This is a genomic window from Nocardia sp. KT25-26 (assembly GCF_056627695.1).
Genome location: NZ_CM152813.1, coordinates 5,288,627 through 5,308,413 on the forward strand (window position 1 = coordinate 5,288,627; position 19,787 = coordinate 5,308,413).

At 66.7% G+C, this 19,787-nt stretch carries 21 protein-coding genes and 1 tRNA gene; 10 read left to right on the forward strand and 12 right to left on the reverse strand.

The features are described 5' to 3' along the window. Window positions 1–102: 102 nt before the first annotated feature. Window positions 103–984 (reverse strand): M23 family metallopeptidase, encoded by an 882-nt coding sequence (locus tag AC1HFH_RS23855; RefSeq protein ID WP_480245020.1) that lies wholly within the window; start codon window positions 982–984, stop codon window positions 103–105. A gap of 171 nt (window positions 985–1,155) precedes the next feature. On the opposite strand from AC1HFH_RS23855, the gene AC1HFH_RS23860 reads away from it, so the two are divergent. Together AC1HFH_RS23860 and AC1HFH_RS23865 are read left to right on the forward strand one after the other, a co-directional pair. After that, a complete protein-coding gene (locus AC1HFH_RS23860; RefSeq protein WP_480245021.1) occupies window positions 1,156–2,199 on the forward strand; it encodes an NAD(P)H-dependent flavin oxidoreductase in 1,044 nt (347 codons plus the stop codon). A 96-nt stretch (window positions 2,200–2,295) separates the two neighbouring features. Continuing rightward, complete coding sequence (locus AC1HFH_RS23865; RefSeq protein WP_480245022.1) at window positions 2,296–2,703, forward strand: SCO5389 family protein; 408 nt, start codon at window positions 2,296–2,298, stop codon at window positions 2,701–2,703. A 162-nt stretch (window positions 2,704–2,865) separates the two neighbouring features. Here AC1HFH_RS23865 and AC1HFH_RS23870 read toward each other — a convergent pair whose 3' ends face one another. Beyond that, the gene (locus AC1HFH_RS23870) at window positions 2,866–4,503 is read right to left on the reverse strand and encodes a long-chain fatty acid--CoA ligase (protein WP_480245023.1); all 1,638 of its coding nucleotides are present in this window, start codon (window positions 4,501–4,503) and stop codon (window positions 2,866–2,868) included. A gap of 183 nt (window positions 4,504–4,686) precedes the next feature. Here AC1HFH_RS23870 and AC1HFH_RS23875 point away from each other — a divergent pair, with 183 nt between their 5' ends. After that, window positions 4,687–5,826: an acyl-CoA dehydrogenase family protein gene (locus AC1HFH_RS23875; protein ID WP_480245024.1), complete on the forward strand. Its 1,140-nt coding sequence runs from the start codon at window positions 4,687–4,689 to the stop codon at window positions 5,824–5,826. Between the two features lie 228 nt (window positions 5,827–6,054). On the opposite strand, the gene AC1HFH_RS23880 is transcribed toward AC1HFH_RS23875, so the two are convergent. Further along, on the reverse strand, window positions 6,055–6,462 hold the full coding sequence (locus AC1HFH_RS23880) for a type II toxin-antitoxin system VapC family toxin (RefSeq protein WP_480245025.1): 408 nt from the start codon (window positions 6,460–6,462) through the stop codon (window positions 6,055–6,057). After that, on the reverse strand, window positions 6,459–6,668 hold the full coding sequence (locus AC1HFH_RS23885; RefSeq protein WP_480245026.1) for a hypothetical protein: 210 nt from the start codon (window positions 6,666–6,668) through the stop codon (window positions 6,459–6,461). Before AC1HFH_RS23885 ends, AC1HFH_RS23880 begins: the two co-directional genes overlap by 4 nt. A gap of 12 nt (window positions 6,669–6,680) precedes the next feature. Between AC1HFH_RS23885 and AC1HFH_RS23890 the strand changes: the two genes are divergently transcribed. Then, window positions 6,681–6,830 carry a hypothetical protein gene (locus AC1HFH_RS23890; RefSeq protein WP_480245027.1) on the forward strand — a complete coding sequence of 50 codons (150 nt, stop codon included), beginning with the start codon at window positions 6,681–6,683 and terminating at the stop codon, window positions 6,828–6,830. A gap of 60 nt (window positions 6,831–6,890) precedes the next feature. After that, window positions 6,891–6,963 (forward strand) — tRNA-Arg (locus tag AC1HFH_RS23895). A gap of 36 nt (window positions 6,964–6,999) precedes the next feature. On the opposite strand, the gene AC1HFH_RS23900 is transcribed toward AC1HFH_RS23895, so the two are convergent. After that, window positions 7,000–7,302 (reverse strand): hypothetical protein, encoded by a 303-nt coding sequence (locus tag AC1HFH_RS23900; protein ID WP_480245028.1) that lies wholly within the window; start codon window positions 7,300–7,302, stop codon window positions 7,000–7,002. 567 nt (window positions 7,303–7,869) lie between these two features. Here AC1HFH_RS23900 and AC1HFH_RS23905 point away from each other — a divergent pair. The 4 genes from AC1HFH_RS23905 (at window position 7,870) to AC1HFH_RS23920 (ending at window position 12,470) form a co-directional block, all read left to right on the forward strand. After that, window positions 7,870–9,822: an MMPL family transporter gene (locus tag AC1HFH_RS23905; RefSeq protein ID WP_480245029.1), complete on the forward strand. Its 1,953-nt coding sequence runs from the start codon at window positions 7,870–7,872 to the stop codon at window positions 9,820–9,822. A 5-nt stretch (window positions 9,823–9,827) separates the two neighbouring features. After that, the gene (locus AC1HFH_RS23910) at window positions 9,828–11,000 is read left to right on the forward strand and encodes a sensor histidine kinase (protein ID WP_480245030.1); all 1,173 of its coding nucleotides are present in this window, start codon (window positions 9,828–9,830) and stop codon (window positions 10,998–11,000) included. Window positions 11,001–11,046: 46 nt separating this feature from the next. Next, window positions 11,047–11,652 (forward strand): response regulator, encoded by a 606-nt coding sequence (locus AC1HFH_RS23915; RefSeq protein ID WP_480245031.1) that lies wholly within the window; start codon window positions 11,047–11,049, stop codon window positions 11,650–11,652. 473 nt (window positions 11,653–12,125) lie between these two features. Further along, the gene (locus AC1HFH_RS23920) at window positions 12,126–12,470 is read left to right on the forward strand and encodes a DoxX family protein (protein WP_480245032.1); all 345 of its coding nucleotides are present in this window, start codon (window positions 12,126–12,128) and stop codon (window positions 12,468–12,470) included. Between the two features lie 94 nt (window positions 12,471–12,564). Here the strand turns inward: AC1HFH_RS23920 and AC1HFH_RS23925 are convergent, their stop codons facing one another. The 5 genes from AC1HFH_RS23925 to AC1HFH_RS23945 all read right to left on the reverse strand — a co-directional run bounded on the left by AC1HFH_RS23925 (window position 12,565) and on the right by AC1HFH_RS23945 (window position 16,965). Further along, window positions 12,565–13,464: a pyridoxamine 5'-phosphate oxidase family protein gene (locus AC1HFH_RS23925; protein ID WP_480245033.1), complete on the reverse strand. Its 900-nt coding sequence runs from the start codon at window positions 13,462–13,464 to the stop codon at window positions 12,565–12,567. Window positions 13,465–13,498: 34 nt separating this feature from the next. After that, entirely contained in the window at window positions 13,499–13,948 is a 450-nt protein-coding gene (locus tag AC1HFH_RS23930; protein WP_480245034.1) for a VOC family protein, read from the reverse strand. 74 nt (window positions 13,949–14,022) lie between these two features. Then, a complete protein-coding gene (locus AC1HFH_RS23935; protein WP_480245035.1) occupies window positions 14,023–14,565 on the reverse strand; it encodes a carboxymuconolactone decarboxylase family protein in 543 nt (180 codons plus the stop codon). 419 nt (window positions 14,566–14,984) lie between these two features. Beyond that, window positions 14,985–15,716, reverse strand: coding sequence for an SDR family oxidoreductase (locus tag AC1HFH_RS23940; protein WP_480245036.1), 732 nt, complete (start codon window positions 15,714–15,716; stop codon window positions 14,985–14,987). A 124-nt stretch (window positions 15,717–15,840) separates the two neighbouring features. Next, on the reverse strand, window positions 15,841–16,965 hold the full coding sequence (locus AC1HFH_RS23945; RefSeq protein ID WP_480245037.1) for an AraC family transcriptional regulator: 1,125 nt from the start codon (window positions 16,963–16,965) through the stop codon (window positions 15,841–15,843). Between the two features lie 335 nt (window positions 16,966–17,300). Between AC1HFH_RS23945 and AC1HFH_RS23950 the strand changes: the two genes are divergently transcribed. Beyond that, window positions 17,301–18,197: a LysR family transcriptional regulator gene (locus tag AC1HFH_RS23950; protein ID WP_480245038.1), complete on the forward strand. Its 897-nt coding sequence runs from the start codon at window positions 17,301–17,303 to the stop codon at window positions 18,195–18,197. Between the two features lie 198 nt (window positions 18,198–18,395). Here AC1HFH_RS23950 and AC1HFH_RS23955 read toward each other — a convergent pair whose 3' ends face one another. After that, entirely contained in the window at window positions 18,396–19,085 is a 690-nt protein-coding gene (locus AC1HFH_RS23955) for a nucleotidyl transferase AbiEii/AbiGii toxin family protein (protein WP_480245039.1), read from the reverse strand. Beyond that, entirely contained in the window at window positions 19,078–19,662 is a 585-nt protein-coding gene (locus AC1HFH_RS23960; protein ID WP_480247958.1) for a type IV toxin-antitoxin system AbiEi family antitoxin domain-containing protein, read from the reverse strand. Before AC1HFH_RS23960 ends, AC1HFH_RS23955 begins: the two co-directional genes overlap by 8 nt. Window positions 19,663–19,787: the final 125 nt, after the last annotated feature.

Below are 19,787 nucleotides of genomic sequence, written 5' to 3' on the forward strand. Positions count from 1 at the left end.
TGCCGATCGCCGGATTCGGTGATGCAGATCATGCATATTGCCGGGTACGAACACGACGGCGGCTCGCCGGGCTGTACCCGGCGAGCCGCCGCAGGAACGTTCTCAGTGAGCGCTGGGGCCCCACTCCATCGGCACGCCCTTGGCGGCCAGGTAGGGCAGCGGATCCATCTTGTTGCCGCCCTGGTCCCAGATCTCCAGGTGCAGGTGCGGGCCGGTGGACTGGCCACGGTTGCCGACGGTGGCGATCACATCACCGGCATTCACCCGCTGCCCGGCCTGCACGAACATCTCGTTGACGTGGCCGTACACGGCGGTAGTGCCGTCGTCCTGCAGGACCCGGACCCAGAGGCCGAAGCCGGAGGCCGGACCGGCCTCGACGACCGTGCCACTGCTGACCGAGTGGATCGGCGCGCCCAGCGCGTCGGCGAAGTCCAGGCCGTAGTGGAAGGCACCCCAGCGGTGGCCGAAGCCCGAGCTGATCTGGCCGGCCACCGGGCGGACCGCCTGCGGCGGGGCGACCTGGTGCTGGATGCTCTCGACGAAGTCCTCGACCTGCTGCAGCGGCGCGGCGACCTCGGGCGGCAGGTTCTGCAGACCGAACGGATTCGCGACCGGAGCGGCGACGGGAGTGGCTTCGGGAATCGGCGCCGGCGCGGGCTCCTCGGCGACCGGAGCGGCGGCCTGCTGGGTTGCGGCGAGTGCCACGGCAGCGGCTTCCTGCTTGACCTCCGGCGGAGCGACCGACTCGTCGGCGTCATTGCTGCCGGGCAGCAGCGGCGCCGCGTAGGCGATCGCCGGGGCGATCTGGCTGGCGGTGCCGACCAGCGCGCCCGCAGCCACCGCGGCGCTGGCGGCGACCTTCACCCGGTCGGCGGTGACGCTCTGGGCCCGATGCTTGGTCCGGCGGCCCGCCTCGCCCGCGGCGTTCTCGCCGAGCAGACTGGCAACGGTGATGGATTCGGGGCCAACCCGGTGCAGCGACAAGGTCTCGTCCTAGCTTCCGACAACAGGGGTGCCGGATTTCGGACCAGATTGTGTAACGGTCCGGCATCCGACGTGACGTGAACTCTACTCCGCCGTGACCATTTCGCAACCTTTGGGGCCGAACACGCAGGTGGGCGCCGATTTCGCAATGTTACAAGGCAAGCTGTAATCGTGATCCTCGACGAACTTCCCACCCCGATCGTGCTCGCGCCGATGGCCGGCGGCCCGTCCACTCCGGAACTCACCGCAGCCGTCGCCGAGGCCGGTGGCTTCGGCCAGCTGGCCGCCGGCTACCTCGATACCGGCACCCTGGCCGAACGGATCGCCGCGACCCGCACCCGGACCGATGCACCCTTCGGGGTGAATCTGTTCGTCCCGGGCCCGCCGTCCGACCCGGCCGCCTATTCCGGCTATCTGACCGAGCTGGCAACCGAGCACGACCTCGGCCCGGCCCGATACGACGCCGACGACTGGGCCGGCAAGCTGGATCTGCTGACCGCCGAACCGGTCGCCGTGGTGAGTACCACCTTCGGCTGCCCGTCGGGCGGCGACATCGACCGGCTGCACGCAGCCGGTAGCGAGGTATGGGTGACCGTGACGACCCCGGCAGAAGGGATCAGCGCGGCCGAGGCCGGCGCGGACGCCCTGATCGCCCAGGGCGCCGAGGCCGGTGGCCATCGGGGCGGATTCACCGACCGGCCCGCCGACGACCCGGTCGACGCTCTCGGCCTGCTGGCCCTGCTGCAACTGCTGACCACCACCGACCTGCCGCTGATCGCCGCGGGTGGGCTGGCCACCGGACGCGGTGTCGCTGCCGCCCTGGCCGCCGGGGCGGCGGCCGCCCAGCTGGGTACCGCATTCCTGCGCTGCCCGGAGGCCGGCACCCATCCGGTCCACCGCGCCGCCATCGGTTCCACCACGCCGACGATGCTCACCCGAGCCTTCAGCGGACGCCGAGCCCGCGGTATCCGCAACCGGTTCATCGAGGAACATTCGGCGAGCGCCCCCGCCGCCTACCCGGAAATCCATTACGCCACTGCACCGTTGCGAGCCGCTGCGCGGGCCGCGGGCAACCCCGACGATGTGAACCTGTGGGCGGGGCAAGCCCATTCGGCCGCACCCGAGCTACCGGCGGGCGAACTGGTCCGGCGGCTGGACCGGGAGGCCAAAGCCGCACTGGAAAAGGCACTTTCGCGACGAATCCAGGGTTGTTGACAACCGATTTCGTTTAGAATCGAAGGGGCAGAGCCGCTGCGGGCCTGACCGGCCCGGAAGCCGACCGCCGTCCACTCCATCCAGGAGGAGAGCGCCATGTCCCTCGATGTTCCCGCCGCACTACTCGAACGCGCCGAACAGGGCGATATCGACGACGCCGAATTCGTCGAATGCGTACGCACCTCGCTGCCCTACGCCTGGGAGGTGGTGAGCCGCGTCGCCGACGAACTGAAGGAAGGCGATGCCGAGACCGCGGCCAAGGGCTTCGCCGACAACGTCATACCACCGCCGGACGAGGTCGCCCGGGGACAGTTGCTGCGCGCACTGGCCTCGGATGCCATCCGCGGCGGGTTGGAGCGGCACTTCCAGGTCAAGCTGGCCTTCCAGAACTGCCACCGGGTAGCGGCATTCCCGCTCGCTTCGGTCGGCGGTGAGACCTACACCCGGTTCACCAGCACTCGCGCCCAGCTGCTCAACCAGAGCCCCGAACTGCGCAACTGCTGACCGCGGCCCCGAGAGCCTGCACACCACAACTGAATATCGACAACTGCATCGCACAACAGGATCGGCACAACAGAATCCGACAATCGAATAGCGACAACTGCATACGACAACTGAAAACGGCGGGCGTGGAATCACTTCCACGCCCGCCGAGTTTCGTGCCGATCAGGCGAGCGTCGTCACCTCGAGCTCGCCCTCCGCATACTGCGCACGCAGCCGCTTCTTGTCGAACTTGCCGACGCTGGTCTTGGGCACCTCCGGAATGAAGGTCCAGTGCTCCGGCAGCTGCCATTTCGCGAACTTGTCGGCCAGGAACTCGCGGAGCTCACCGGCCTCGGCCGCGCCGCCCTCGGCCAGCACGATCGCCACCAGCGGGCGCTCGTCCCACTTCTCGTCCGGCACCCCGATGACGGCTGCCTCGGCGACGGCCGGGTGGCCCATCACCGCGTTCTCCAGGTCCACCGAGGAAATCCACTCGCCACCGGACTTGATGACATCCTTGGACCGGTCCACCAGCGTGAGGTAGCCGTTCGGGCTGATCTTGCCGACATCGCCGGTGCGCAGCCATCCGTCGTCGAACTTCTCCGGGTCGACGACATTGCCCTCCGGTGCGTAGTACGAACCGGTGATCCAGGCGCCGCGCACCTCCAGCTCACCCAGCGACTCACCGTCGTTGGGGACCACCTTGCCCTCGTCGTCCACCAGCCGGGCCTCGACGTTCGCCGGGAACCGGCCCTGGGTGTAGCGGTAGGCCCAGGCCTCGTCGCCCTCCACGCCCGACGGCGGATGCGCCACGCTGCCCAGCGGCGACGTCTCGGTCATGCCCCAGGCGTGCAGGATCCGCACGCCGTACTTCTCCTCGAACGCATGCATCATCGACGGCGGCACCGCGGCACCGCCGACCACGACATTGCGCAGATGCGAGATGTCCTGCGGCTGGGCGGCCAGTGCGGCCAGCACACCGCCCCAGATGGTGGGCACCGCGGCGGCGAAGGTCGGCTGCACGGCCGCCATCATCTCCAGCAGCGGCTGCGGCTGCAGGAACCGGTCCGGCATCAGCACGCTGGCACCCGACATCAGCGCCGCATACGGCAGGCCCCACGCATTGGCGTGGAACAGCGGGACGATGGCCAGCACGTCGTCGGAACCGTCGAAACCCATCCCGTTCGGCTGACAGACCTGCATGGCATGCAGCCAGTTCGACCGATGCGAGTAGACGACGCCCTTCGGATCACCGGTGGTGCCGGAGGTGTAGCACATCGCCGCGGGCGAACGCTCGTCGATCACCGGGAAGTCGTACTCGGCGGGCTGTGCGTCCAGCAGCTCCCGGTAGGAGTGCACCTGCACGCCCTCCGGCGCCTCCAGCGCCGCGGCGTCGCCGTTGGCGACGATCACGTGCCGCACCGTCTTCATCTTCGGCAGGTACTGGGCGAACATCGGCAGCAGCGTTCCGTCGACGATCACCACCTGGTCCTCGGCATGGTTGGCGACGTAGATCAGCTGTTCCGGGAACAACCGGATGTTGAGCGCGTGCAGCACCGCACCCATGGCCGGCACGCCGACGTAGGCCACCATGTGCTCGTTGTTGTTCCACATGAAGGTGCCGACCCGGTCGCCGATGCCGACGCCCATGCCGCGCAGCGCGTTGGCCAGCCGGGCGGCGTCGGCCCCCATCTCCCGGAACGTCATCGTGCGCAGACCCTCGCCGGTCCAGGTGGAGACGGTGGCATCGCCCTGGAAAGTCGAGGCGTACTTCAGCAATGTGGCCAGCGACAGCTGGTCGTCCTGCATCGTGCTCTGCATTCGTTCTCCTTCATATCTGCGCCACGCCTGCGCGCGTGATCGACGCCACATCGGAGCCTATCGGTACAGATCGCGTCCCGCATTGTTCCGCAGCACAGTCCGCTCCGGTGACGTGTGGCACGCGCGCACACCGGGTCGTCGTAGTGTCTGCGGTGTAGTCACCCTCGTCACCGGAGTCGAAACATGCCTGTCGAACGTATGCTGCCCACCCCCGAGGCCCGGGAGCTGATCGAACTCACCCGCGATATCGCCGACAAAGTGCTCGAACCCCGCGCCGCCGAATGCGAGAAGACCGGCGAGTTCCCCGACGGCGTGTTCGATGCGCTCGGCGCGGCCGGGCTGCTCTCGCTGCCGTACCCGGAAGAATTCGGTGGCGGTGCGCAGCCGTACGAGGTGTACCTGCAGGTATTGGAGGAGCTCGCGGCCCGGTGGGCCGCGGTGGCGGTCGCCGTGAGCGTGCACGGCCTGTCCTGCCATCCGCTGTTCACCTTCGGCACCCCCGAACAGCAGCAGCGCTGGCTGCCCGACATGCTGTCCGGCACCCGGGTCGGCGCCTACAGCCTGTCCGAACCGCATGCCGGTTCCGATGCCGCCGCCCTGCGCTGCCGGGCGACACCGGTCGACGGCGGCTACCGGCTGAACGGCGCCAAGGCGTGGATCACCAACGGCGGCCGCGCCGACTTCTACACACTGTTCGCCCGGACCGGCGAGGGTTCCCGCGGCATCTCCTGCTTCCTGGTGCCCGCCGACACCGCGGGGCTGAGCTTCGGCAAGCCCGAAGAGAAGATGGGCCTGCGCGGGATCCCGACCACCACCGCCGCCTACGACGACGCCTTCCTCCCGGCCGAACGCCTGGTCGGCACCGAAGGCCAGGGCCTGTCCATCGCGTTCAGCGCACTCGACTCCGGCCGGCTCGGTATCGCCGCCGTCGCCACCGGGCTCGCCCAGCGCGCCCTGGACGACGCCGTCGCCTACGCCAAGGAGCGCGAGGCCTTCGGCCGCCGGATCATCGACCATCAGGGCCTCGGCTTCGTGCTGGCCGATATGGCCGCGGCCGTCGACTCCGCCCGCGCCACCTATCTGGATGCCGCCCGCCGCCGCGACGCCGGACTCCCCTACTCCCGCCAGGCCAGCGTCGCCAAGCTGATCGCCACCGACGCCGCCATGAAGGTGACCACCGACGCCGTCCAGGTGTTCGGCGGCTACGGCTACACCCAGGACTTCCCGGTGGAGCGCTATATGCGCGAGGCGAAGGTGATGCAGATCTTCGAGGGCACCAACCAGATCCAGCGCCTCGTCATCGCCCGTCAACTGGCGGGCTGACGACCGCGGCAGGTCGGCCGAGCTAACCATCCGGACACAGGATCGCCCACCCCACCGCAGTCACGGCAAACGTTCAGTAAACTGGACGCCGTACGAACCTCGACGAAATGAGGTGCGCAATGCTGTGGCTCCTGATCCTGATCGTGGTGGTGGCCGTCGGCCTGCTGCTCTTCCTGCGCTACCGGGACCAGCAACGCGGACTGTGAGCGGCCGACGCGAACTCGCCGGTCAAGGCACCAGAAGCAGGTTCCCCGCGGTGGACCGAACGATCGAGAAATGCTTTCGATCGAGCGTTGCCACCGCTGTGACCGGAAACCGTTCGGCAACGGCCACCACGGATGCATCGACAGTGCCCAGTGGCAGATCGGCGTACTTCCGAACCAGCTCACATATCCGATCGAGGTCTGCCGCGGTGGTGTCCACCACGGTGAAGGCTCCTTCTGCAACGTCCTGCAGAAACGCAAGCTCCGCTGTCGCGCCGCACCGGCGTTCCAGAAGAATCGCCGCCTCGGCGAAAACGGGTGCTGGAACCAAGAGCGGTCCCGGCGCGTTCAGCAGCAGATCACGGCATGCAACGTGGAAATTGTCTCGACTGTTGACCAGAGCAACAATCGGCCCCGTGTCGACAACGATCATCCGTTGGCGTCCTGATCGAGTTCGTCCCGCACGATTTGCTTGGCATGCTCCCCGAGGTCCGGCTGGGCCGCCGCCACCCCGAGACTACGGAAGGTCCGTCGACCGGACTTCTGCACGAACTGACGAAGCAATGCCGTGGCCGCCGCAACCTGATCGTCGGGCACAGCCTCCGCAAGCTGTAGCAGTTCCTCGTGGTTGGCGCGCATACGACCAGTGTAGTGCCGTTCTGCTGCTGGTTCGCCGAGCACTACGGCATCCCCGACACAACCGCCATCTACGATCGGGTGGTCGCGGCAGCCGACCACCTCGTCCGCGCCCGCCACCTCCTCGGCGGCCGCACCGGCGAGCTCACCGCATTGGCGAGCTGATATCGCTCAGCGCACCCAACCCGGTAGACTGCCGCACGTCCACCCTCGCGGCTGGACCCCGCCCTCGTAGCTCAGGGGATAGAGCACGGCTCTCCTAAAGCCGGTGTCGCAGGTTCGAATCCTGCCGAGGGCACGGTGTGATGTCTCAGGACATCGGAATGGCTCGAGCCTACGTTTCGTATGTTCGAGCCATTCGTCGTTTGGGGGCACGGCCGGGTGGTCGGCCGGTGGGCTGGTAGATGCGGGTGGGGTCGAGGGTGAGTTCGCGCAGGATCTCGCCGGTGGCGGCGTCGATGATGCGGATGTCGAGGTCGCGGATGAGGGCCACGACGTTGGTTCGGGTGTGTTGTTTGCCGATGCCGATCTTGTAGAGGGTGCCGTTGTGGCGCAGGGTGATGGTTCCGGCAGCGGAGACGCGGTCGTGGCGGACGCGGTGGTGGTTGTCGGTGCTGCGGTCGCCGGCGAATCTCACGGTGTAGACCATGCCGTTGTCGGTCAGCGTGGAGTCGGGGCATCCGCGCCGGTCACAGGTTCGGCGGAAGGTGTCGAGCACGATGTGGGCGGTGACGCGCGGGTGGGACGAGAGGTGCAGGGCGTAGCGGGATCCTGCGGATTGCTCACTGGAACCGTCCGTCCGTGCGTCTCCACTGACTCGGAATCGCACTGAGTTGCTATCGGATGGCAGGCTGTCGGTATGCCGATGAGGGTGTAGCCGTAGACCGCGGTCCCGGCCGAGGTGGTGCGTGCATCGAATTCGGTGTCCACCGATCGGTGGACACCGAATTCGACCGGTCGAGGCTGTTCTGAGGAGGAGGTCGGACAGCAGTATTCGAGTATGCGAAATCGCCTGGTGGCCACAGCCGGCTGGAGTGCACGCCGCCCGTGGCTCGCCATAATCGGATGGTTCGTCTTCGTTGCCCTGTGCATCGGGGTGGGAGCGGCGATCGGTGGGAAACCGGCTGCTACAGAGGATTTCCGGATCGGAGAAGCTGGTCGGGGCGAGGCGATCGCGGCCTCGGGTGGGCTGCAACCGCGAGCGGTGGAGCGGGTACTCATCACCGGCGACGGGACCCGGCTGGACGGCGTGGCCTATGACGTCGCGCAGGAAGTTGCCGATCGGATGCTGCGGCTGCCGGAGGTCGAATCCGTGGCAGTACCGGTGTATTCACCCGGCAATACGGCGCTGCGGGTCGATGTGACCTTGGCGGGGGCGGAGCTCGACGGGAAAAAGCATGTCGGTGCGTTGCGGGCGCAGACCGAGGAGCTGCAGCGGGCTCATCCCGAGCTGTTGATCGAGCAGACCGGTGGGCCTTCGATCAGCAGCGGTGTCGACGAATTGCGCGGGCGGGACCTGGCCCGCACGGAGTTGATCGCATTGCCGGTCACCTTGATCACCCTGATGTTCGTCTTACGTTCAGTGGCAATGGCGCTGGTACCGGTGCTGCTGGCGGTGTCGTCGATCATCGCTGCCGTCGGGTTGTCGATGCCCGCCTCGCACCTGTTCCCCGATAACGGTGTCGGCACCAACATCATCTTGCTCCTCGGTCTGGCTGTCGGCGTCGACTACACGCTGTTCTATTTGAAGCGTGCCCGGGAGGAGCGCGCCCGCTCCGGTGGACTGCTGGGTGCGCAGGCGTTGGTGGAACTGGCTGCGGCGACTTCGGGCCGGGCTGTGGTGGTGTCCGGGCTTGCCGTCGTGGCCTCCACCGCGACCTTGTACTTCGCCGATGATGTGATCTTCTCCTCGATCGCCACCGCCGCGATACTGGTGACGCTGGTCGCGGTGATCAGCTCGCTTACCGCGCTACCGGCACTGCTTGCGGTGCTCACCCGTCGGGTCGCATGCAAGGCCGCGGTTACCGCACCGAACCACCGTGAGCCGTCGAACGGCGGGCGATTCACCAGATTCCTGCTCGGTAGGATAGCGATGAAACCTGCTGCTGGACTGGTGGTAGCGGTGACGGCGATGCTGGCGCTCACCACGCCGGTGCTCGGTCTGGAACTCACCGATATGGGGCGGGAGACTCATCCGCGCATTATCCCCGCCATGCAGACCTTCGATCGTCTGAACGCCGCTTTCCCGGAACTGAAAGCCATGCACCAGGTTGTCGTCGCGGCGGAGCCGGATCGGGCGAACGAAGTCGCGGACGCGCTGTATGCCCTGGCGCGACGGGCCGCGGCGGACCCGGCGCTGACGGGCACCTCGGACCTGCGTACCTCGGCCGACGGCCGCGTCAGTCTGCTGGAACTACCTACGCCGCACTACGTCAGCGACAAGGCGGCCGTGGAGTCGCTCGAGAGAATCCGAGCGGACTACGTGCCGACCACGATCGGCGCCCTGTCCGATATCGACTTCGCGGTGACCGGTGACGTCGCCCGATACGCGGACTACCCGGCACATCAGAAACAGAAACTACCCGTGATCATCGCGGCATTGTTGCTCGCGACCTTCGTTCTGACGGCCGCGGCCTTCCGGTCTCTCGTGCTCGGGGCGATCGGTGTGGTGCTGAACCTGCTCTCTGCGGGTGCGTCTCTGGGACTGGTGACCCTGGTCTTCCAGCACACCTGGGCCGAGGACCTGCTCGACTTCGACTCGACCGGCACGATCGGTTCCCGGGTGCCATTGCTGCTGCTGGTGATCCTGTTCGGCTTATCGATGGACTATCAGATCCTCGTGCTGAGCCGGATCGAAGAAGCCGTCGACAAGGGGCTGAACACCAGGCAAGCCGTGCTCGAAGGTGTCGGCGGTTCGGCCGCGGTGGTGACCAGCGCCGCATTCATCATGGTTACCGTGTTCGCCAGCTTCGTTCCGCTGCACATCATGGAAATGAAGCAGATGGGCTTCGCGCTCGCTGCCGCCGTACTCCTCGACGCGTTCGTCATCAGGATCGTGATCCTGCCCGCGCTGCTGCTCATACTGGGGGAGCGAGCCTGGTGGCCCGTTCGGCCGGTCGGCGCCAAGGAACGCTTCGTACCGGTGAAAGTAAGCTGATCGAAATGGACGAGCAGCCGCGTACCGACGATCGATTCCGGGTGCGGATACTGCGACGGTGGTATCTCGGCTGTTGGGTCCTGTTCGGTCTGTGCCCACCGGTGATCGCTGTGCACGACAGGATCGATGCCACGAAGTACGCGACGTGGGCGCTGGTGGCAGTACTCGCCGTAACCTACTTCGTCCTGAGGTGCTTTCCCGTCAATCCCCTGGTGCGGCCGAGCGGTTTCCTCTGGGTGCTCGTGCTGGTACTCGGCGGGACCGCGATCCTGCTCGACGGTGGCGCGGCGTTCTTCATCGTGTCGCTGCCCATGTTCTGGATCTATACCGCCACCCAGCGCCAGGCGATCGGCTTCATCGGTGCGGCCGCGGCGGCTACCTTGATCGGTACTTTCACCGGGACGCCGTTCTCCCCGGGGCACGTGGTTTTCACCCTGATCGGCCTCGCTGGCGGTGTTTTGCTGGGGTTGTGGATGGACCGGGTGCTCGAACAGGGGGAAGAACGTGCCCGGATACTCAGCGCCGAACTGGAACGCACACAATCGGAACTGGTCGCGGCGCATCAGCGGCAGGGCGCGGCCGAGGAACGTGAACGACTCGCCCGCGAGATCCACGACACGCTGGCCCAGGGCTTTGCCTCCATCGTTGTGCTGGCCGAGGCGGCGCGCGCAGGTCTCGAAACCGATCCGGTGGCAAGCGCCGGACAACTGTTGTCCATCGAACGCACCGCCCGCGAAAACCTGGCGGAAGCACGTGTCCTCGTCGGGCCGGCGCCGACAGGCGGTGTCGTGTCCGGCGGTATCGCACCGGCACTGCGGCGCATCCTCGACAGGTTCGTCGAGGACACCGGGCTGGTCGTGGACGCGGAGCTGCACGATGTCGGCTGCGATCAGCGCACCAGGATCGCACTGGTGCGCTGCGCCCAAGAATCGCTGGCCAATATCCGAAAGCACGCTGGGGCGAGCACGGTGAGCATCGTTCTGGCAGCAGGAGCGTCCGGACCGGAACTCGAAATCGCGGATGACGGAACAGGTTTCAGTCCCACCGCGGCCCGAGGCTTCGGCCTCAACGGTATGCGCGCCCGGCTCGCCGAACTCGGCGGCGAGCTCACCGTCACCAGCTCGCCCGGCGAAGGTACCCGCATCTTCGCCGCACTACCCGCCGACGATCGGACGTGATGTGGCCGGACCTCTACGCTTGATCCTCGCTGACGACCATATCGTCATGCGTGCTGGTCTCACGGCACTGCTCGCCGCCGAAGCAAGTATCGATATCGTCGGTGAAGCGGAGGATGGCCGCGCGGCCCTCGAACTCGCTCAGCGACTGAAACCCGATGTGGCCTTGCTCGATCTGCGCATGCCGGTCATGGACGGCGTAGCCGCCACCCGGGAGATCACCGGCCGCACCACAACGCGCGTCCTCATCCTGACCACCTACGACACCGACTCCGATATCGAACGAGCCATCGAAGCGGGCGCCATGGGCTATCTCCTCAAGGACACCACTCGCGACCAACTCGTCGAGGCCATCCACTCCGCCGCCCGCGGCCGCACTGTCCTGGCTCCCCGCGTCGCGGATCTACTTGTCGCCCGGTTGCGCCGTCCGGAACCGATACCCTTGACCGCTCGTGAAATCGATGTCCTGCAAGCCGTAGCCGGTGGCCTCTCCAACCCTGAAATCGGCAGGTTCCTGAACATCGCCGAAGCCACCGTCAAGACCCATCTGCTTCGCATTTTCGCCAAACTCGACGTCAGCGACCGCACCCATGCCGTGGTCGTCGCCCTGGATCGCGGGCTCCTGCCCCGGTCGACGTCGGAGGGTCCGCACTAGAGCCGGCCCGGATGCCCCCACTACGTGCAGCTGCCTCCGAACACAGCACCGGTCAGTGCGGTGTCCACCCGGCGACGGTGCCCCTGAGCCGCCAGCCACTGCTCGCCGGGTCACCCGTGGTGAGCTGCGTGTCTTCCCGCTCGTCCCGATCGGCGCGGTCTCCCGCTACCCACGTCTGGACGCTTTGTTCGCCGACCTGCGCACGCACGCGATAGCCGGCCGGATCGTCGATGTCGACTACGAGTTCCAGGTGGGCGGAAACGAAATGCTGATCTGTCGTCCGATCACCGGCCGGTCGGCACCCTGAGCCGCGATATCAACGGTCGGCCGCACCTGCCGGACTGAAACAAACCGGACGCTCGGTTCGCATGGGATGTCACACTCGGATACTGTGCCTCGTCTACTCGGCAGACCACGGATCACGTGGTGCAAGAACAAGGCCGGGCACACCCGGGGAGAGATCGGAGCAGGACATGGACACCGCCTACGTCATCGTCACCATCGCCGCGGCGGTATGGGTGGGATTCTCGGCATTCTCGCTGCTGCGGCGGGCACCGTTCGTCGTCGACCCGCTCGTCGAGTACGGGGTGCCGGAGAGCTGGTGGACTCCGCTCGGCGTGGCGAAGGCCGCGGGAGCACTGGGGTTGCTCGCCGGACTGTTCATCCCGATCATCGGCGCCGCAGCAGTCGTCGGCCTGGTCCTGTACTTCACCGGTGCCCTGGTGACGATCGCCCGGGCCCGGTCCTGGGGACACCTCCCGTTCCCGGTGCTCTACCTGGCGCCGGTGATCGCTTCCGGCGTGCTCGCGGCAGCGTGAGACGGCAGCTGTCCCAGGACCACGAAGCCGGACGGGACTGACGAGGGTTCCGGTGCGGGGGAACCTGTCCCGGAACCCTCGTCGGATATCTATGTCACGTCCCTACCAGCGGATTGAACTTGGAATACGCCTCGAAGATCCAGCTCATCGGGAGGGCATGTTCGATCTCCACGGCGAGTTCGAGTTCGAAGTCGATCACCCGCTGCGCTCCGGGAAATTCGGTGGCGCGGTGCGGGTCCCAGTCGGTTCGGGCGCGACCGCTCAGATGCAGGGCGTGTCCGTGTTCCCAGTCGAGGAACAGCAGCCCGCAGCGCGGGTCGAGTTCCAGATTGCCGAGCGTCATATACATCGAGTTGCCGAGGTAGTCGGGCCAGCTGAGCGTTCGTTCGCCGGTGACGGTGACGAAACCGGGATTGCCACCCCGATGCGAGGCGTCGGCGCCGGCGCCTTCGGCCAGGGTGGCGACGACGAAGGTATCGGCAGCCGAGATCCACTCCCGCTGTGCGGCGGTGAGAACCTTCCCGGTTCGCGACGCACCCTGGGCACGGGCAGCGAAATCGCCTTCGGGACGGCGGGCCTGGATGTACTTGGGGCAGTTCGAATAGACCTGGTCGGTACGGATCCGCAGGCCGTCGCCGTCCCGGCGGGCGGTACCGTTGATCCGCATGCGCCGGCGCGTGGCCGGCTCGATCACGAGCATGCCGAGATCGCGATCGACGTCGAACGACCCGGTCAACGGATCGGCCCCGGCAGGCGCCCGATCGACGACGACAGTGTGCTCGTTGACGGACGAGACGAAGCCGGCCGGCCCGGCCAGCGCACTGGCCCACACCCTGTCTTCGCCGTCGGTGGCACCGATCGCGATGAGCCGCTGGTGTGGGAGGAATTCGGCGGCCTTGGCCGGAATGGTGGCGCCGACACGAGCCGAGCCCAAGGTTTTTCCGGTCGCGATTCCGGCCCGACGCTGGACAGCGATTTCGCCTGGATGAAGCATGGCACTCCTTTCGGACGGGGTCCGAGGCGATCGTCTAGAAGAATCCGCAGGTCGGGGCATCGGCAACGGGAGCGGGCGCCGTTTCGGCACCGGAGGGCGCGTAGATCTCCAGGCGGATGCCATCGGGATCGGTGAAGAACACGCCGCCGGCGGAGGCGCCCTCGCCGTGCGAAACGATGCCGTCGTAGAACATCTGCGCACCGAGCCGCTTCAGGGTGGCCTCCGCCTGCCGGACAGCCGCCATGTCGGGAACCTCCATGGCCAAGTGGTGCAGGCCGGGAAGGCGGGTGGGGAATTCCCCCTCGCTCTGCTCCCACAGGGCCAGCTGCAGGACCCCGTCGGCACCGAGGAGGGCGTGCTTGCGCTCGCCCTCCGTCTGCCCGGCGAGCACTTCGAGACCGAAGACTTCTGTGTAGAAAGCGGTGGACCGCGCGAGGTCCGAGACGTTCAGGCCTACGTGGCCGATCTTCATGGTGATGCTCATTGTGATTCCTCGTGCCGTGCACATTCATGGCGCCCGGTGCGGGGCCCGAAGGCCGCACCGGGCGCCGGAGCGGATCAGATGGAGGTGCGGACGACCGGCCAGTCGATGTCGGTGTCGGCAGTCTTGTTGAGGTAGTTGGTGAAGACGTTGAGGGCCACGTTCGCCACGACTTCGGCGATTTCCCCGTCGGTCACGCCCGCCTCGCGGGCCGTCTTCAGATCGACGTCCTCGACTCCGCCTTTGCGGCGGACAACCGCGGTGGCAAAGGCCAGGATCGCTTCGGTCTTCGCATCGAAAGCGTTCCCGGTGCGGGCGCGGGAGGCCTCTTCGGCATCGAGCCCGGCGACGTTGGTGGCGAGGTAGGTGTGCGCGGACAGGCAGTAGTCGCAGCCGTTCTCCTGAGCGACGAGGATCGCGATCCGCTCCCGTACCGCGGCCGGAAGCGTTCCGCCGTTCAACGCACCGGAAAACCCGAGGTAGGCCTCGAGCACCGCCGGGCTGTTGACCATGACCTTGGTCATGTTCGGTGTCACGCCGAGCGCCTTCTGAACGCCGGCAAGGAGGTCGGCGGCGGGACCGGTGGCGGATTCGGGTTGAATGAGCGGGAGACGAGACATGTTGTACCCCTTTCAGATAGGTGCCGGCTGACATCACTGTCCAGTCGGTGTTCACAGCGATCGATAATTTGCGAGCCAAGGGAATCGGACCCAGCCGAGCCTCGCCCGGCCTCGGCACAGATTCGGCACTCCGGGTCCGCGGCTAGGTGGGATTCGTCAGATATGAGCGCAGGCTCCAGCGCACCAGCTGTCGGTAGGGCTTTTCCCTGCGCGCGCACCGAGCGGTCAGGATGCGCTGGACTCGAATATGGAATTGCTGTGGCGTGATACCCAGGCCGACCAGCAACTCCTCACTCGGTGGGCCGCCGTACGGTTCCCACATCATGGCCAAGTCGATGAGTCGTTGTTCCTCGTCGTACACGTCAGTCGTTTCCGCTCCGGGCTTTCGGCGTGGTCGTCGCCGGTGCGGCCATCGTTGCTCAGCTCCCCACCGGGAGCCCCTGGGCGAAACCACCGTCGACAGCCAGTTCGACATTCGTAGTGAACGTCGCATCAGCAGCCAGAAACAATGCCGCAGTAGCCACTTCCTCGACGGTGCCGGTGCGGCGCAGCGGCGTGGATTCGTTGCCCTGCCGCACGAACTCCTCGCGTTCCTGCTCGGACAGACCGGCAACACCCATCGTCGGCGTCTCGATGAAACCGGGGGCCACCGAATTCACCCGGATCTTCCGGGGCAGCAGTTCGGCGGCAAGTACATGAGCGAACGCACGGACCGCCTCCTTCGAGGCCGAATACGCACTCAGCCCCGGAAACACCACATCGTTGCCGACCGTGGTGAAGACGATGGAACCACCATCGGACAACAACGGCGCCAAAGCCTGCACGGTGAAGAAGGCACCCTTGGCGTTGATCGTGAAGTGCCGGTCCCACTCGGCCTCGGTCACCTCGGCAAGCTCCGCGAACGCAGCTATGCCGTGATTGACGAACAGGTGGTCGACCCGGCCGAGCCGGCCCTGGACGAATTCGGCCAGCGCGGCGATATCGGCCATATCCGCCGCATCGGACCGGACGACATGCGCCGCCCGACCGGCGAGCTCCGTCCGCGCCTCCTCCAGCGTCTTCTCGTTACGCCCGGTCAGCACCACCTCGGCACCGGCAGCGAGCAACGCCTCCACGAGGGCCAACCCCATCCCATGCGTACCACCGGTCACGACAGCCCTGCTGCCCGCCAAATTCCGGCTCACCGGATCTCCCCTCGCTCGAATCATTGTTGTCGGGAATCGACAGGAGCGGCTGCGCTCCGGAATCGAAGCTACGGATCGGCCGGCGACGGCATCAGGGCCGAAGATGCCGCCTTCCGGACACTTCGCGCCGATCCTGGTGTCCGGAGGAGTTCCGGACAGCTTTCGGGCCGCATCCGTACCACCGGTGGATTGCCCGGCGCAATGCCCGGGAATCCGAATAGCCCATCCGGGACGCAATCGAATCCACGGTCAGCGACGTCTCCCGCAACAGTCGGTCCACCCGACGCTGACGGAGGCAGTCCACCTCCGCTCGCCACGTCGTCCCGGCTTCGCTCAGCCGCCGCTGCACCGTTCGTGGCGCCATACCGAGCCGATGCGCAACCTCCGTGAGATCAGGCGGGCCGTCGTCGACGGCCGCACCCAGAACGATATGAAACCGATCCAGCCAGCTGACGACCGATCTCGCGGTCTCCGCCGTGATCCGAGCATGCTCGTTCAAGATCGCCGCCAGTACCGGATCGGCCCCCGGCAACGGTGCCTCCGCATCCGCCTCGGAAAAGGTGATCGCCGGCGCCCCCGCCTCGAAATCGACGTTCCGCGTGCGGTACAGCTCGCGCAAATCCGCAATCCGTTTCGGCGCCCGATGCGGCAACCGGACCCGCCTCGGCGTGATCGGACGCCCAGCTCCGGAGCACGCCTCCGCGAGTAGCAGGGAGGGTACGAATTCCGCGATCAGCGGATAGGACGGATGGTCCCCGACATGCGGACTGCCCCAGCTGACTGTCAGCCCCTCGTCGTCACGGGTGACGGATATCTCGGTGCGCGGGTCACCGATGACCGCGAGCTGACGCGCGCTGTCCCGGAATGCGACGGAAAGTGTGTCCGACGCGATGAACAGATAGTCCCACACCCCCAGCGCCCCCGGCCGCCACAGCTCCGTCAGACGGCCGACTCCACCCGCATCGACCAGCACACCACCGACTTCCTCCCAGACGCGGATCATGGTGGCGGTCGGGATCCGGCTCCGGTCCCAGCTCCGGGCACCAGGGGTCGGAAGATGCCTGATCTGTGCTCGATCCAGCCCGACCCGCAGCCCCGTCTCGATCAGCAACCGCGTCAAATGCGGAGAAACGGTGTAGCGCACCAGCGCCTCATCACCACGGCACTCCGTGTCCACCTCCGATGGCCCGTCGGCGACATCGCTGATCGTTCTCACCTGCCGCCTCCTGGCTACTACGTCCCGCAAGATCGGTACTTCTACTGCTGACGACGCGGAACAGGTGAGTGTGACCGGCATCGTCGCGCGAGTGATCACCGGCACCGGAGCCGCAGTCCCTGTTCAGGCCGGTCGAGGGCGCGCCTACCCGGGCACCCCCGGCCACCGGACCGGTGCGCGATCGACGATCGGCCGGTAGTCGTACAGCAAGTTGTCCACCCCGAAAACCTTCGACCACCACCGGATGCGGATCAACGACGTTCCGGTAAACGCGGATTCACCAGTGCTAAAGCAGCCCCCGCAACACCGCCGAGCGGCCCGGCTATGCTCAAGGCGTGGAGCGGTACGAGATCGAAGCGTTCCTCACGCTCGCAGAAGAACTACACTTCGCCCGCACCGCCGAACGACTACACCTCTCACCCGGCCGCGTCAGCCAAACCATCAAACGCCTCGAACATCGCATCGGCGCACCCCTGTTCGACCGCTCCAGCCGCAAAGTCACCCTCACCCCACTCGGCGCCCGATTCCACAACGACCTGAAACCCGGTTTCGACCGAATCCAGCAGGCCGTTCGCAATGCCACCGAGACGGCACACTGCATTGCGGGCAGCCTGCGTATCGGGTTCTCCGGTCCATGGTCGGGTCGACTGATGCTCCAGGCCGCCACGGCCTTCCGTGGCGAGTTCCCGCACTGCGAGGTGACCGTGCGGGAAGTGTCCCTCGACAGCCCGCATCGGGCGCTCCGGGACGGTGACCTGGATCTGCAGCTCACCGAACTACCGCTGGAAGAACCCGATGTGGTCGCCGGACCGGCATTGTTCTCCGAGCCTCCCGCGCTCCTCGTGCCCGCCGGCAGCCGGCTCGCCCGGCAGCACTCCGCCGACCTGGAAGATCTCGCCCGGCTTCCGCTGATCACGGTCGCCAGTATGTCGAAGGCGTTCCAGCATCGGCACTACCCGACGGTCACGCCGTCGGGACGACCGATCCAGCACCTACCGGTGCGGATGCCGTTCTACGACATCCCGACTCTCATCGGCGCCGGCAACGGAATGACCGTCGTCTCGGCTGTCCTGGAGAAGTACCTGTCCCGCCCCGACATCGCCTACGTACCGCTACCGGAGGCACCACCGGTCGAGTACGGCCTGATCTGGGCCGGTCACCGCGCGACGGCCACCGTGCGCCGATTCATCGACACTGTGCACTCCGTCAGCGCGGCCGACTCACCTCGATAATCGGCTGTCCCCCACTCGGCGCTGCCTGAATTCGGGGATCGCTCGGGCGATGGTCACGAAGTCGGTGGTCGATATCGGCGACCGATACATCGGCCTCGGCAACCGCACCCCGAACCACAACACTGCTCGAATACACCGGTCACTCCACAACCCGTGCCCAAGCGTCTCGCACCGTCGCCAGCGCGGTCTCAGCCGTGATCACCAGCCGAGTCTGCCCGGCCAGTTGCGTGTTCCAGACGTCTTCATCCGGTGCACGATCGAACAACGGCGCACTGGGAACCGGTTCGTCGGACCGTACTTCCGGTACATCACTCCTGCAGTGCGGTCGATCGCGCCGATGCCGCTCAGCGCCCAGAGGTCCCAGAGGTCGCGCGCTGCGCGCCGGTCGTGCCATGTCGCCGTCTTTCCCGCAACAAAGGCCGGCAACGTCGGGACGAACATCTCGGCCGGCGGCACGTCGCTGTACCGCTGTTCGAGACGACGGAGTTCGGCCGGCCACACCGATCTGCCGCGTACCGACAGCAACTGGATCTTGACCGACACACCGAATGCAGAGCGAAGATTGGCTGCGCCGACATCCGGGACGTTGCTCAGCGACGGCGCCCATTCCAGCCGCCCGTAGCTCCGCGCGACCGCGCGAGGTAGCGCAGCATCCAGTTCGGCTGCCAGTACCGTGCGGTTGTCCAACGCAACCAGATCGATGTCTTCACTGAGCCTGCCGCTCACCAGATGGGTACGGGCGAGGGCGGTTCCGCCGATGAAGTGCAACCGGTCACCGAACCCGCGGCTGATAGCCGCCAGCAGGTGGGAGATCAGGTGGTCCCGCTCGACCTGCTCCGCGGATACGCCGAATTGAGCTGCGACACTTTCGTGTTCCTCGCTACTCATGCCCGAACCAGCTTTCCGCGCGCCGAAGTGCCGCACCCAGACGCTGATCCCTGGCGAGCTGTGCCAGCCTCGCAGAGTCGCTGCGGCGGTACAGCGTATCGATCGCCGAACGAACCTCCGCCTCGGCATTGCCCAGCTCGGGACGCCGGGCGAGATCGAGCACGGTCTGTTCCGGGGTAGTGACCAGCGCCGACCCCAGTGTTGTTTCGATGCGCTCGGCGTCGAGTGCCTCGGTGTCGCGGCGGACGAACCGAACTTGTGCCGGGCGGTCGGTCAGCGAAATCGACCGATGCTGTCTCGGCACCGCGACAATCGCAGTCGCCAATGCACGGGGTACAGCTCCCAGCATGCGCGCCGCACTGACCCCCATGACGACTGCCTGATCGGAGCCGTAGATCGATGCGGCTATACCTGCGGCCGCCGCCTCGAGGCCGGGCAGCCAAGTCCGGCCGACATGGTCCGGCGGCACGATAACGTAGTAGCCGTGCGCAACACGGTGCAGCACCCCCCGGTCGACCAGCCGCGCGATTTCGGGCCGCGGCTGTGCGTAGATGTCGGCCAAGTCCTGCGGCCGCATGGTTCGAAGCGGCACCCGCCACAGCTCCCTGGGCAGTGGGGTACTGCGACGCCCGACCGCCACCAACACCACCTCCCGGTGTATGCAAATAGTTGGCCCAGAGCCAACGTAATACATACTAACAC

Bases quoted from the DNA above. Each gene is read 5' to 3' on its own strand.
- AC1HFH_RS23915 (WP_480245031.1), top strand. From the start codon at position 11,047: ATGCGTGCTGGTCTCACGGCACTGCTCGCCGCCGAAGCAAGTATCGAT.
- AC1HFH_RS23960 (WP_480247958.1), bottom strand. From the start codon at position 19,662: ATGCGGCCGCAGGACTTGGCCGACATCTACGCACAGCCGCGGCCCGAA.
- AC1HFH_RS23885 (WP_480245026.1), bottom strand. From the start codon at position 6,668: ATGCGCGCCAACCACGAGGAACTGCTACAGCTTGCGGAGGCTGTGCCC.
- AC1HFH_RS23935 (WP_480245035.1), bottom strand. From the start codon at position 14,565: ATGTCTCGTCTCCCGCTCATTCAACCCGAATCCGCCACCGGTCCCGCC.
- AC1HFH_RS23910 (WP_480245030.1), top strand. From the start codon at position 9,828: ATGGACGAGCAGCCGCGTACCGACGATCGATTCCGGGTGCGGATACTG.
- AC1HFH_RS23920 (WP_480245032.1), top strand. From the start codon at position 12,126: ATGGACACCGCCTACGTCATCGTCACCATCGCCGCGGCGGTATGGGTG.
- AC1HFH_RS23955 (WP_480245039.1), bottom strand. From the start codon at position 19,085: ATGAGTAGCGAGGAACACGAAAGTGTCGCAGCTCAATTCGGCGTATCC.
- AC1HFH_RS23870 (WP_480245023.1), bottom strand. From the start codon at position 4,503: ATGCAGAGCACGATGCAGGACGACCAGCTGTCGCTGGCCACATTGCTG.
- AC1HFH_RS23880 (WP_480245025.1), bottom strand. From the start codon at position 6,462: ATGATCGTTGTCGACACGGGGCCGATTGTTGCTCTGGTCAACAGTCGA.
- AC1HFH_RS23865 (WP_480245022.1), top strand. From the start codon at position 2,296: ATGTCCCTCGATGTTCCCGCCGCACTACTCGAACGCGCCGAACAGGGC.
- AC1HFH_RS23930 (WP_480245034.1), bottom strand. From the start codon at position 13,948: ATGAGCATCACCATGAAGATCGGCCACGTAGGCCTGAACGTCTCGGAC.
- AC1HFH_RS23925 (WP_480245033.1), bottom strand. From the start codon at position 13,464: ATGCTTCATCCAGGCGAAATCGCTGTCCAGCGTCGGGCCGGAATCGCG.
- AC1HFH_RS23875 (WP_480245024.1), top strand. From the start codon at position 4,687: ATGCCTGTCGAACGTATGCTGCCCACCCCCGAGGCCCGGGAGCTGATC.